The organism is Kosakonia sp. SMBL-WEM22, assembly GCF_014490785.1.
Classification (GTDB): domain Bacteria; phylum Pseudomonadota; class Gammaproteobacteria; order Enterobacterales; family Enterobacteriaceae; genus Kosakonia.
In genome coordinates, this window is the sequence record NZ_CP051488.1 from 422982 (window position 1) to 435760 (window position 12779).

General features: G+C 56.3%; 15 protein-coding genes. 12 read left to right on the forward strand and 3 right to left on the reverse strand.

Translation table 11 applies throughout. The features are described from left to right. The first annotated feature begins 481 nt into the window (after nt 1-481). From HF650_RS02095 to HF650_RS02150, 12 genes are all read left to right on the forward strand, one after another. Entirely contained in the window at nt 482-952 is a 471-nt protein-coding gene (locus HF650_RS02095) for an STY4534 family ICE replication protein (RefSeq protein WP_016807974.1), read from the forward strand. A gap of 60 nt (nt 953-1012) precedes the next feature. Beyond that, nucleotides 1013-1549, forward strand: a complete 537-nt coding sequence (locus HF650_RS02100; RefSeq protein WP_187802585.1) for a single-stranded DNA-binding protein — start codon at nt 1013-1015, stop codon at nt 1547-1549. Nucleotides 1550-1682: 133 nt separating this feature from the next. Beyond that, nucleotides 1683-2120, forward strand: a complete 438-nt coding sequence (locus HF650_RS02105; RefSeq protein ID WP_187800979.1) for a DUF29 domain-containing protein — start codon at nt 1683-1685, stop codon at nt 2118-2120. Between the two features lie 138 nt (nt 2121-2258). Further along, the gene (locus tag HF650_RS02110; RefSeq protein ID WP_187800980.1) at nt 2259-2924 is read left to right on the forward strand and encodes a PilL N-terminal domain-containing protein; all 666 of its coding nucleotides are present in this window, start codon (nt 2259-2261) and stop codon (nt 2922-2924) included. Continuing rightward, nucleotides 2921-3673 carry a hypothetical protein gene (locus tag HF650_RS02115; RefSeq protein ID WP_187800981.1) on the forward strand — a complete coding sequence of 251 codons (753 nt, stop codon included), beginning with the start codon at nt 2921-2923 and terminating at the stop codon, nt 3671-3673. Before HF650_RS02110 ends, HF650_RS02115 begins: the two co-directional genes overlap by 4 nt. Before the next feature lie 11 nt (nt 3674-3684). Then, the gene (locus HF650_RS02120; RefSeq protein WP_187802586.1) at nt 3685-4407 is read left to right on the forward strand and encodes a TIGR03759 family integrating conjugative element protein; all 723 of its coding nucleotides are present in this window, start codon (nt 3685-3687) and stop codon (nt 4405-4407) included. After that, on the forward strand, nt 4386-5021 hold the full coding sequence (locus tag HF650_RS02125; protein ID WP_187800982.1) for a lytic transglycosylase domain-containing protein: 636 nt from the start codon (nt 4386-4388) through the stop codon (nt 5019-5021). The genes HF650_RS02120 and HF650_RS02125 overlap by 22 nt, the downstream gene beginning before the upstream one ends. A gap of 5 nt (nt 5022-5026) precedes the next feature. Beyond that, the gene (locus HF650_RS02130) at nt 5027-5548 is read left to right on the forward strand and encodes an integrating conjugative element protein (protein ID WP_187800983.1); all 522 of its coding nucleotides are present in this window, start codon (nt 5027-5029) and stop codon (nt 5546-5548) included. Next, entirely contained in the window at nt 5548-6120 is a 573-nt protein-coding gene (locus HF650_RS02135) for a restriction endonuclease (protein WP_187800984.1), read from the forward strand. Before HF650_RS02130 ends, HF650_RS02135 begins: the two co-directional genes overlap by 1 nt. Before the next feature lie 10 nt (nt 6121-6130). Further along, a complete protein-coding gene (locus tag HF650_RS02140; RefSeq protein ID WP_187800985.1) occupies nt 6131-6619 on the forward strand; it encodes a conjugal transfer protein TraP in 489 nt (162 codons plus the stop codon). Beyond that, a complete protein-coding gene (traD, locus tag HF650_RS02145; RefSeq protein ID WP_187800986.1) occupies nt 6612-8711 on the forward strand; it encodes a type IV conjugative transfer system coupling protein TraD in 2100 nt (699 codons plus the stop codon). Before HF650_RS02140 ends, traD begins: the two co-directional genes overlap by 8 nt. Next, complete coding sequence (locus HF650_RS02150; RefSeq protein ID WP_187800987.1) at nt 8704-9462, forward strand: TIGR03747 family integrating conjugative element membrane protein; 759 nt, start codon at nt 8704-8706, stop codon at nt 9460-9462. The genes traD and HF650_RS02150 overlap by 8 nt, the downstream gene beginning before the upstream one ends. A gap of 262 nt (nt 9463-9724) precedes the next feature. Here the strand turns inward: HF650_RS02150 and HF650_RS02155 are convergent, their stop codons facing one another. The 3 genes from HF650_RS02155 to HF650_RS02165 all read right to left on the reverse strand — a co-directional run bounded on the left by HF650_RS02155 (nt 9725) and on the right by HF650_RS02165 (nt 12687). After that, nucleotides 9725-10735: an IS110 family transposase gene (locus HF650_RS02155; RefSeq protein ID WP_187800988.1), complete on the reverse strand. Its 1011-nt coding sequence runs from the start codon at nt 10733-10735 to the stop codon at nt 9725-9727. Between the two features lie 106 nt (nt 10736-10841). Then, nucleotides 10842-11810, reverse strand: coding sequence for a pyridoxal-phosphate dependent enzyme (locus tag HF650_RS02160; protein WP_187800989.1), 969 nt, complete (start codon nt 11808-11810; stop codon nt 10842-10844). A gap of 190 nt (nt 11811-12000) precedes the next feature. Then, nucleotides 12001-12687 carry a DUF5710 domain-containing protein gene (locus tag HF650_RS02165; RefSeq protein WP_187800990.1) on the reverse strand — a complete coding sequence of 229 codons (687 nt, stop codon included), beginning with the start codon at nt 12685-12687 and terminating at the stop codon, nt 12001-12003. Between the last annotated feature and the right edge of the window lie 92 nt (nt 12688-12779).

Below are 12779 nucleotides of genomic sequence, written 5' to 3' on the forward strand. Positions count from 1 at the left end.
ATGCGCTCCGTGAAAATCGCGTCGGGAACGGATCCCCGGAGTAGTGAGATACTAAAGGTCTGGTACAGCCCTCACGGCGTTGCTTATGCAACGCCGTTTTCATTTGGTTGTCTTATATACCGGTTGACACACGGCTTGTTTGGTTTAAAAATCAACAGTGCTTACCGCTGTTTTTTTACAGCCAGCCAAAGTTTCAGCAGTCTGAGAGAAACGCCTTCGGGTGACTGCCATCTGACGTTTCACCGGTCTGAGAGAAACACCTTCGGGTGACCGGAAAATCCTCGCAGCCTGAGAGAGGATACCTGCGGGTGGTAAATTCGTTTAACCTCTGGAAACGAATGTCACTGCACAGTGACTGAGGTCCTTTCAACATATCAGACTCTCAGGATTCAGCTGATCCTGACCCCCGACGGGAAACCACTCCCGTCAGGGCAGATGGTTTCTCCGTCGTACCTTTTTTTACCTCCATGGAGAAAACATCATGTCTGCAAACAATACTTCTGCATCTGCAAAATCTGAGTACTTCAACCTGACTATCAAAGGCATCGGGTATCTCAGCAACATCCGCCAGGTTAACCATCAGAATGGCTCGTTCCTCAGCTGCGTAATCAATGCACTGAGTGGTCCGACTGATAATCCGGCCTACGTCCGTTTTGACATTTCTGTCGCAGGTAAAGAGGCTACCAGCCTTATCGCCCGCTGCCAGAAAGCCGTCGATGAAGACAAAAAAGTCCTGCTGGGCTTTAACCTGAGTAATCCGTCCACGGACATATTTACGCTGAACAAGGGCGAGCATGCCGGCGAACAGCGTGTCAGTCTGAAAGCCCGCCTGATAAAGGTGGACTGGATCAAAATAGGCCAGGACATGGTCTACAAGACTGAAAAATCTGACTCCGTGCCGCCGCAGAATGGCTCTGCCGCACAACAAAACTACGCAGAAAACTCATTCTGATGCGCACCTGACACACCCCGTTCGCGGGGTGTTTCTTTATTCTTAACAGGAGAAATGATTATGTCCTCACGCGGCGTTAACAAGGTGATTCTTGTCGGTAATCTCGGCCAGGATCCTGAAGTGCGTTATATTCCCAATGGCAGTGCAGTTGCCACCCTTTCTCTGGCCACGTCTGAGAGCTGGCGCGACAAGCAGTCCGGTGAACAGAAAGAAATGACCGAATGGCACCGGGTGGTTATTTTCGGCAAGCTGGCAGAAATTGCGGGTGAATATCTGCGCAAAGGCTCCCAGGTTTACATCGAGGGCCAGCTGCGCACACGCAAATGGACCGATCAGTCCGGCCAGGAGAAATACACCACAGAGGTGGTGGTTAACATTGGTGGCACCATGCAGATGCTTGGCGGCCGGCAGTCCGGCAGCGGACAGAATACGTCTTCCCGGCATGACTGGGGGCAGCCACAGCAACCTTCAGTACCGACTCACAGCGGGCAGGCTTCAGGCAGCAGTGCCGGTGCGCCACCGATGGACTTCGATGACGATATACCGTTCATTGGCTTCGGGTATGGTGTACCAAAATCGGCAATCCATGCACTCTGAATTAACGGAGCTTTGACTGTAATGACTGTCTCTGACAAACTTCAGGAAGCAACTTTTTTTGTTGCATCTTATGCTATCTCCGGAGCATATCTGTTCCGGCGGTTTCTTCACTTTTTGACTAACGGAGGCTTGTATGGGCGCACGTTACGATTCAGACGTAGTTGCCTGGGCCAGTGAACAGGCAGCTTTACTGCGTGCCGGAAAGCTCAGTCAGATTGATATTGAGAACATCGCCGAGGAGATTGAAGACGTGGGCAAAAGTGAAAAGCGTGAGCTGGCCAGCCGTATGGCTGTCTTACTGGCCCACCTACTTAAATGGAAGTTTCAGCCAACCCATCGTGGTAAAAGCTGGGAGTTAACCATTAAAGGACAGCGTGATTTGATTGTGCGTCGTCTTAACAAGACGCCGAGCCTCAAAAATGCGCTTTCTGATCCTGAATGGCTTGCGGATGTCTGGTTTGACGCCCGCGCCGATGCTTCTAAAGAAACCGGTATTGGTCTCGATATCTTCCCTGAGGACAGCATCTGGACAACAGATACAATTCTCAGCAGCGAATTCTACCCGGACTGATTACTGTCTGGTTCACCGCAACGCCATCCTTTTGGGTGGCGTTTTTTTTCATCCACGGAAAATCAGTTGTTAATTGAGTGAAACCGGACCGATTCCGCACAGTGAGGGCTGTTTTATCACTGTACAGGAAAATTCCGGATGAAACGTAATACCTCTCACAACATATTTTCACCAGGCAGGCTTGTTGCGGCTCTTCCCCTGCTGTTTCTTGCGGGCTGTGTTTCCCAGCCGCAAAAGCTGCAACAGCGTGCGCCTGCCGACCCGACACCCGGCACCACCGTCACCCGCAACGTTCAGCCGGTCTCGCCGGACGAGTACGCGCGGACGCCGGAAGTGGTGCGCTATGGTCGTTATCTGCTGGTCAGCACCGATCCGCAGGCGACCCAGCGCGACCCTCTTTCCCAGATCATTGATATCCGCATTCCGTCATCCCTGCATCCTACTGTGGCGGATGCGCTGCGTTACGCCCTGCGCCAGTCCGGTTATTCCCTGTGTGCGACGGGCTCTGCCAACGGTGTGCTTTACCGCCAGGCATTGCCGGCGGTCCAGTACCAGCTGGGCCCGATGCGCCTGCGTACTGCCCTGCAGGTCCTGGCCGGTCCGGCCTGGCAGCTTGAGGTGGATGATGTACAGCGTGTGGTCTGCCACAGCCTGCGCGACGGCTACCAGTTACCGGTCTCCCAGCTTCCGCCGCCGGTCAGCACCTGGTCCACGCCTGCGCCGTCAGCGGTGTCACAACCGGCCATCAGCGCCCCGCAGTCCGTCCCCGTTAAACCTGTCAGCGGAGGGTTTCTGAGAAAATGAGCGAACAGCAACCCTTCAATACGGACCCCGCGCCGGCCCGAAAAAAATTCAGCTGGCGTCCCGGCCGCCGTTTCATCCTGGGAACGGCCGGCGGTGTGGCGCTGGCCGGCATTCTGGCGCTGGGCTACACCGCCTTCACGCTGGGCATCTCGAATCTCGACGAGCGCCTGACGCGTCTTGAATCGCAGGGCAGTACCGTAGCCTCTGCTGAGACGGTCGCGGCCCTGCAGTCTGACGTGACCATGCTCAGCGCCGGTCTGCAGGACACGCGTAAAAATCTCGGCGAAGTGCAACAGCGGCTCAGCGCTGTTGCGAAACAGACCGGCAGCGATGACGCCGTGCGTCAGTCATTGCGAACCTTTCAGGACGCCCAACAGGGGCTGGAAACCCGCCTGAGTGCGCTCACTGAGCAGCTGACAGCGCTGAAAACACACCCCGCACCCGCCGCGCCTGTCGCCGCACCGGTTAAAAAAACTGAACCTGCGGCAAAAAAGCCCCGTCCCGCTGACACACGTCGTGCTGCTCCGTCCCTTCGCGTGGCCCGCACTGCGCCTTTTGTGCTGACGGGCGTGGAGACGCGGGGGAATGATTCCTGGGCGGCCATCGCGCCCCGGGGGTACAGCAGTCTGTCGCAGGTGGCTCTGGTCGGTACGGGCGAAACCGTGGCCGGCTGGACGCTGGTCAGTGCCGGTTATGGTGAGGCGACGTTCAGGGTTAACGGCCGCCTGACCGTACTCAGGGCAGAATAACGGAGCAAATGATGAAACTGAAACATACCTTTTTAGCCGCCATGCTGCTGAGTTCCCTGACCCAGGCTGCGACCACATCAGGACAGACCGATGTCAGTCAGCAGACATCAACACAACGGGCGGACTCCGCACAACAAAGCCTGCAGCAGCAGGCCGGTCAGTGGGGACTCAGTGCCGACGATTATCAGCGGTATCAGCAGCTGATGAAGGGACCCCGCGGTATCCAGTCGCCAGGTCTCGATCCGCTTTCCACCCTCGGTATCGAGGCGCAGACGCCGGCAGAGCGCCGTAAGTTTGCGGAAAAGTGGGTGAAGGAAGAATTTGCCCGCACGCAAAAGGAGCTTGATTTCCAGCGTGAGGTGAATGCAGCCTGGCAGCGTCTGTATCCGGGCGCACTGCCGGTCAATATGGGGAACGCCTCCGGCGTGGCGCACGACAGCGGCGGCCGGCTGGCACTGTTCGTCAGGTCAGAGGACTGCGCCACCTGCGACGCAAAACTGTCTGCCGTGCTGGCTGACAACCGGCCGGTGGACATCTATCTGGTCGACAGCCAGGGCAGTGATGATGTGCTGCGCAGCTGGGCGCGGGACCATCACATTCCCGTGGAAAAGGTCCGCAAGCGTCAGGTCACGCTGAACCACGACGGCGGCCGGTGGCTGCGCTTTGGCAACGGCCTGATGCCGGTTTTACTGCAGCAGGCAGGAGACGGTAAATGGGTAATCGCAGCGTTCTGACCAGCGCACTGGCGCTGGGTGTACTGATGGCGGCCGTCTCTGACGGCCATGCTGACCAGACGGTGCCGGAGGGTTACGTCCGCGTGGCCATGGCGCACGGCGTGCCCCCGGAAGCGCTTTACTCGGTATCACTGAGCGAGTCTTCGCGCAAACTTCCCCGCGGCGTGCGGCCATGGCCCTGGACCATTAATGTGGCAGGCAAAGGGTATCGCTATGAGACGCGCCTGCAGGCCTGGCAGGCGCTGCAGGTCTTTATGACGCGTCACCCGCTTAAGCGCATCGATGTGGGTATTGCCCAGGTCAATCTGGGCTGGAACGGTCATCATTTTGCCTCGACGTGGGAGGCGTTTGACCCTTACACCAACCTGAACGCCGCCGCCACCATTCTGCGTGAGTGCTGGGCGCGTAAGCCCGGCAGCTGGCTGGATGCGGCCGGCTGCTACCACCATCCTGCAGGTGGTCAGCCTGCTGCACGTTACCGCGCCATTGTGAGCGGGCATCTGGCAAAAATCAGCCCTGCACCCCGTATTTCTGCGCCGGCAGCGGCAGCGCCCCGTTCGGTTGCTGCGCTCACCCCTGACCCAGGCTTCGTCTGGACTGAACCCGGGAGATAACCCTGATGAAAACGCTGTCCTTACTGCTGTTTACCCTCCTTCCCCTGACCGGCCATGCTGAACTGAAAGTCATTGCTGATCTGGGCGGTGAAGATGCTGCGCCGTATTTTGAGGCCGTCAATAAACAGCCCGGCATGAGCACGGAAAACGACACCGCACCTTCACCCCCGTCACCTGTTCTTCAGGGCGAGGCCGCCATGCTGCCGGTGTTCACGCCGGAGTTGCGCCCGGGCAGCATTCCCGACCGGCCACTGCAGTTGCCCGGCATCGGGGCGTTGTTTCTGATCGGGAATGATGCCCTGTCCCGTGACTGGCTGAAGGCGAATGCCGGCGCACTGGCTGAACAGCATGCGGCCGGGATGATAGTCAACGTCACAGACATGGCTGCCGTGCGCGAGCTGCGCGAGCTGGCACCCGGTGTCAGCCTGGCCCCGGCTTCCGGCAGCGAGCTGGCCCGTCGACTGCAGATTGCGCATTATCCGGTACTTATCACCGATACCGGCCTGACGCAGCAGGTGAGGCCGTAATGGTGGCGACACCGCTCAACGGTCTGCTGACAGGACACCCCGCAGGGATTGCCATGCTGGCCATCCTCTTCCTGGTGGTGATGGCCTTTCTCAACCTGCGCCGGCGGCAGAACGCCAGCGCCCGCCGTCACCGGCGATACCGGGCAACGGCCGGTCGGGTACTGGATACACTGACCCGCCTGCCGGGAGATGCACAGCGCCTGACCTATCTGCGCAAAATCAGCCCGTATGTCTTTGAAGAGCTGTTGCTCTCTGCCTTTGAACGCCAGGGGCTGATCGTGGTGCGCAATGCCTCATACAGCGGTGACGGCGGCCTTGATGGCCAGGTCATCATCGACGGTGAGCACTGGCTTATCCAGGCCAAACGGTACAGCCGTGCTGTTTCCCCTGCACATGTTGAGGACTTCGACCGGCTTCTTCTGCAGACCGGCCGCCGGGGGCTGTTTATCCACACGGGGCGCACCGGAAAAATGAGCCGCACCATTCACACGGCGTCACCGCGCCTGCGCATCATCAGCGGGCAACGCCTGCTGGCCATTATCGCCGGGCAGGACGTCCGGCAGTACCTCTGAGGAATCATTTATGCACATCATCCTGAACAGCCTGCGTTACGCGTTGTGGCTTCTGTTCTGTTTATTCCGTCATGCCGTGTTCCTGCCTGCCGCTTTCGGCGGTGTAATTCTGCTCGCCTGGCTCGTCTTCGGTCATCCGGTCAGTGACCTTAACGACCAGCTGCAGAAGGAGGCAACGGCATGGCGCACCGCGCCGCCCGGACACTACATGTGGGAGGAATGCCCGGCACCTGATAATGCGGCTCCGCCTGAAGCAAAGCCGGCGGCCTGCACCGCCACTGCTGTCACCACAGAAACCGCGGCGAACAATTACCTGCGGTCATTGCGGGCCGTATGGATTGTTTTTCTCTTTCTGTCGAATGTTCTGTATGTGCTCTGGCGCTTACTGGCGAATGCCCTGCATTACCACTGTCTGCCCCGCAGGGAAGCCGGCTCCGCAAAGGGGACGTATACCCGCAGGGCCGACGGTAAAATCATAAAGGAGACAGACGATGAGTAACCGATACGTTATTGAAGCCCTGCTGCGTCCGGCCGTTGAGCTGAATACCGCCGTGGTGTCGGGCATGGCGGCGTATGTGTGTGTCCAGGCCCCGTGGGCTGTCGCCCTGGCTCCGTCTGTCAGCTATGTCACTGCCGCCGGGTTTGCAGCGCTGGCCGTCACCCGCACCCATCAGGGAATGAAGATTATTCGTTACCGACGGAATCTCCGTCGCCTGCCGCGCTATGTCATGAGCACTAAACAGATCCCCGTCAGCCATCGTCGTCTGTTTCTCGGGCGGGGTTTCCGCTGGACCCAGAAACACACCCAGCGCCTGCAGGATACGCTGCGCCCGGAAGTGGCCCGTTACCTGCAGCCAAACCGCTTTTATCTGGGGGCGCGTCAGCTCGAAATGATGACAGAGCATCGTCTGCCCTGGCTGGGCAAGCTGCTGAGCGCCGATACGCCGCTGAACCCGGTGCGGCCGTTACCGGCGGTGGGCGGAAACCCGGCGCTGCACGGCATCGAGCCCGACGAAAAAGACGTCACCCTGGCTCTGGGGGAGCGCGTTGGTCATACGGTGGTGTACGGCACCACGCGCGTCGGGAAGACCCGGCTGGCCGAGCTGCTGGTCACCCAGGATATCCGGCGGGGTGAGGTCACCATCGTGTTTGATCCGAAAGGCGACGCAGACCTGATGAAACGCGTCTGGGCAGAGGCCCACCGGGCCGGGCGCGGGGATGAGCTGTATATCTTTCATCTCGGCTGGCCTGAAATTTCGGCCCGTTATAATGCCGTCGGGCGTTTTGGTCGCGTGTCAGAGGTGGCGTCCCGCGTGGCCGGTCAGTTGTCGGGTGAGGGGAACAGCGCGGCATTCCGTGAATTTGCGTGGCGGTTCGTCAACATCATCGCCCGTGCGCTGGTCGCCCTGGGTGAGCGCCCTGACTACACGCTGATTATGCGTTACGTGAACAATATCGCCGATCTCTATATCCGCTATGCGGAAAAAATCATCCAGGCGCAGCTGCCCTCTCTGCAGACGCAGATTGAGAATAATCAGCAGGTGTTGGGCGAGGATGACGTGCCCCGCAACATGCAGGGGCAGCCGGACGCCTTACGCATCTGGGCCATCGAGGTTGCCCTGAGTTCAGAAGAAGGCAAGAAGCTCTATGATCCGATTCTCGACGGGCTGCGCTCAGCAGTGCGTTATGACCGCACTTACTTTGACAAAATCGTGGCGTCGCTGCTGCCGTTGCTGGAAAAACTGACCACCGGCAAGACCGCCGAGCTGCTGTCGCCGGATTATCAGGACATTGACGACACGCGGCCGATTTTTGACTGGGAACAGATCATCCGTAAAAAAGCCGTGGTGTATGTGGGGCTTGATGCGCTCAGTGACAGTGAAGTGGCGAGCGCGGTCGGTAACTCCATGTTCGCCGATCTGGTGAGTGTGGCCGGGCACATTTATAAGCACGGTATCAATGCTGGCCTGCCTGGCGGGAAAGAAGGGAAGTCCCTGATTAACCTTCACTGCGATGAGTTTAACGAGCTGATGGGCGATGAGTTTATCCCGCTCATCAACAAAGGTGGCGGTGCCGGCATGCAGGTGACGGCCTATACCCAGACGTCTTCTGATATTGAGGCCCGCATCGGGAATGCGGCCAAGACGGCTCAGGTACAGGGTAACTTTAACAACCTGATTATGCTGCGCGTCAGGGAGAACCGCACCGCCGAACTGCTGACCACGCAGCTGCCGCAGGTGGAGATTTACACCAAAACGCTGGTCTCCGGGCACCAGGACACGGCCGATGTCAACGCAGACCAGGACTTCACCTCCAGCACCCAGGACCGCGTCGGGACGGTAAAAGTCCCGCTGCTGGAGCCGGCTGATATCGTGACGCTGCCGAAAGGGCAGGCGTTTGCCCTGCTGGAAGGCGGGCAGCTGTGGAAAATCCGCATGCCGCTGCCTGCCGGGGATGCTGATGATGTGCTGATGCCGGAAAGTATTGAGAAAATAGCGGAGGAGATGCGGCGCAGCTATCACAGCGGCGAATCCTGGTGGCGGGACGGTCCGGCCCTGAACGTGCCGGTCACAGGAGGGGAGAATGGCTGAGGTAAAACGTCCCCCACAGCAGCAGACGCTGCCGGAGCGCAAACACGGCATGCTGTATAACCTGCTCTGGGGCTGGCCATGGGCCCTGGTGGGCGTGGTGCTGTCCTCGCTGCTGCTGAGCCTGCTGATTGAATATATCGGCATCGCCTTCTTCTGGCCGGAAGCCGGGGCGGCGCACAGTGAAGCGGTCATGAACACCGAGCTGGGGTGGCTGTCCACAGAGTTCACCCGCAGCCTGCTGCTGTCTGATCCATCGGTGACGGTTGTGCGCTGGGTGAGTACCGCCTATCAGTGGGCCTTTGTGGACAGTGGCTTCCTGGACTGGGTCCGGCAGCAGTATGCACACCAGATGCACAGTGACAATGCCGTCACCCGGGAAATCAACAGCTGGAGCGGCTGGCTTGCCGGCTACCTGCGTGAATATCTGCTGGCTACGGTATGGATAAGCATTATCACCCTGGTACGCGTCACCATCCTGGTGCTGTCCGTGCCGCTGTTTGTGCTGGTCGTGGTGGTAGCGCTGGTTGAGGGGCTGGGGCGGCGTGATCTACGGCGTTACGGGGCGGGGTATGAAAGTTCGTTTGTCTATCACCATGCCAAAAAGATGGTCAGACAGGCCGCTGTGGTGCCTGCCATGCTGTACCTTTCCTGGCCCACGGCAGTCTACCCCAATCTGCTGTTGTTGCCGGCGGCTGTCCTGCTGGGGATCGCCGTGACCGTGACCACGGCTTCGTTCAAGAAATATATATGAGCGCCTCCCGTTTGCCAGGTTTTGTACTTCATGACGGACAGGACGATTGCGGCTATATATCCGGTCTTTATGCAGCTGCGAAAGCGGCTGCTGACCCTAATGAAATCCGCTGACCCACACCTCAATTATCTCTGCGAACCCGGAGTTCGGTACTTCTTTCAGGTTTGGTGAGTCCCGGTCTGACCTGTTCTGTCATTACATACACTGCCTGTGCAACCTGTTGACGTTCTGCTTATACACTGTGGTTTCGTAATGTAAGTGCTCAGTCAGGAGCAACTTCCTTTCGATAGGGCCTGCCGTGCGCCAGCACAGCCCATATGATTCGTGCCATTTTGTTGGCCAGCGCTACGGAGGCGACGTTTATCGGACGCCGCTTCAGCAGGTTGGTGACCCAGTCCCCCGGCTCACGGGCATTCTGTATGACGCTGTGAGCTCCGTTGACCAGCAGTTTTCGCAGATACTTATCGCCTCGCTTACTAATTCCCAGCAGTTGGATCTTTCCGCCTGTTCCGGTCTGCCTTGGGACTAGCCCCACCCAGCCAGCAAACTCACGGCCTGAACGGAAGACGTCCGCATTACCCATTGATGCAACCGCAGCGGTGGCGGTCAATAGCCCTACGCCGGGGATTTCGCTTATGGCTTTTACGCCGGGATCATTTTTGCTCAGTTCGCGTATTCGTCTTTCGATGTCCGTAATACGAGAGTCAGTTCGTTCCACTTCGCCCAGCTGTTCGCGCAGACTGTCTATGAGCACAGCCGGTAACCGTCCGTACAGGCGAGCAAGAATATCAGGGACATTTTTGATGAGGCTGGCATGCCCTGTACGCATCACCTCGCCATATTCAGCAAGTAAACCGTGTAAAGCGTTGGTTTGCATCAACCGAAACTTTATCAGCTGTGAGCGTATCCGGTGCAGAGCCAGCATGGCCTGCTGCTGCTCGGTTTTTATCGCCACCGCTTTGCCCGGTTGTTGGACCGCCCGCCAGATAGCCTGCGCGTCAGCGATGTCATTCTTGTTACGGATATTGAAGGCTTTAACGAATTCGCCTGGCATCAGTTTCACCTGATGGCCGAGCCTGCTCAGCTGCCGGGCCCAGTGATGTGCGCCGCCACAGGCTTCCATACCAATAATGCAGGGAGAGCGGTTAGTGAAAAATTCAAGAAATTTGTCACGCTTCAGGGCCTTGTTGAAAATTTCTCCTGTATCTGTGTTTATAAAGTGAACCTGCATCACGTTTTTGGCTATGTCGACACCGACTGGCATAAGTTTCATTTTGGATTACTCCATATGATTCAGCAAGTTGGAAAATGTCTTATAAACAGCATCATAACAGGGAGCAGATAAATTTTTCCCTGCCGGCAATACGCTAGCGCATTACCTAAATAACATCTGTATTTTTCGCCCACTCATTCATCTCTCGTTGCGTAATGTTACCACCACAAACGATGAGTCCAATGACTGCATTATCAGGCATGCCAGGTATAACTGAGATCACTGCAGGAATAAGTGTCCCGGCGGCCGGTTCGACCCACAGGCATGCTTTCTCGCCAAATGAAAGCATGCCTTGTATGGCGTCGCTATCCGAGACTATGATGACCTTTTCAATGTAGTGCTGCGCGTGTTCCAGCATAAGGCGGTCAATCACAGGGACGCCAAGGGTTGAAATGGCAGAGGTTATGTCCACATGCACGGGTTTTCCTGCCTTCAATGCCTGGTACATAGAACTGGCCCCCTCGGTTTCCACTCCCCATATACGAATATGTGGGTTACGGGATTTTAGTACTGTCGCGATGCCTGCCAGCATTGCACCGCCACCCACTGCAACAAATACATCAGTCAATGAAGGGCAATCTTCAATAAGTTCCAGTGCCAGGGTTCCATATCCTTCGGCGACAAGTGTATCGCTACAGTCATCAATGATGTGGTATCCCTGCTCAGCAAGCGTGTTTGCCCGTTCAAACGCGGAACTGACATCTTCTTCAAGAATAACCGTGCTACCGGCATGGCGTATTTTCTCAATGGATGAGGCCGGGGCATTTTTTGGCATAATCACGGTCACGTTTAGGTCTAGCGCTTTGGCTGCTTCTGCCACTGCGATACCAAAGTTACCGCCACTGACGGCAGCGAAACGGTAATCTTTCAGATTACCGGAAAAAGCGGAAAGCAGATTCAGCACTCCCCTGGCTTTAAAAGAGCCTCCAGCCTGCAAATTCTCAAGTTTGAGAAATACCTTTCTTCCCAGCAGATCCGACAATCCAGGAGAACCAACTGTGGGGGTCCTGATAACTGCATTTTCAATCCTTTCAGCAGCTTTGATAATTGAAGACAAAGTAATGTAATTGGTCATCAGTATGTCTCTTACAGAAGTGGCTAGGTTCAAAGGGTTTGAGCAAAGAGCGGGACGATATTACCCCACTGGGCTGAGCAAGGAGGCGCTCATTTCATTATCTTTAATCAGCGCTGGACGGAGGCGTGCAAAACGTGTTTTGCGCGCCTGCCGTCAGCAGGCAAGCTGTGTCATAGCTCTCACCGGAGCGTCAGCTTACTATTTTCATCCAAGGCAACATTTCACCAGCGGTTGACACTCTTGAGTCGCCAAAATGAATATGAATATGGTCATGTGAGATGCCGCCACATGCAGCAGTAAAGGCGGTTTTTATCGTATGTAGCTCAATATCCTGACCATGGCGAACTTCCAACGGCACAAAAAAGCCATTTGGTTCGCAATGCAGAGGAAAATCACCTTGTTTTGCATGGCAGTGCTGGCAGTGATTCATCCAGTAACGGCTGTCTGTGGTTTTACTGTAATCCCTGGACAGGTAATGCCTGACCCGACCAAACTGCGATAACACTTCCCGGGGCATATCATCTATATAAAATATGAATGCAGGTTTCTCCTGTGCTAGCCAGTATGTTGGCATGGTGTCTAAATTCGTTGTATTGTCGTCAACTTCATTTTCTTCCGCTTCAAGAGTTTCATGCCCATCAGGCAGTAGTATTGCCGTTAACAACGTATTCTCATGACATTTCCAGCACGTACCGATTGTTTGTGCAATATACCAATACGGAGCGCGAACATTTCTGAATGGTATCCACTTTTTAAAAGGCGTCGGTGCTATTCCTTCGGGAATAAACCATGTTTTCTTTTCGGGATCCCAGCGGCCACCCAGCCGTTTAACATCTTCTTTTTCATCAAATGGAACATTCAGGTCAGTTCTTGACATTTGTAATCCTTACTCAAGCTTTGTTGATTTAAACTGTAAGTAGCCAATTTTATAGTCGATACACATATTAAAAGCACCCGTTACGAAATCAG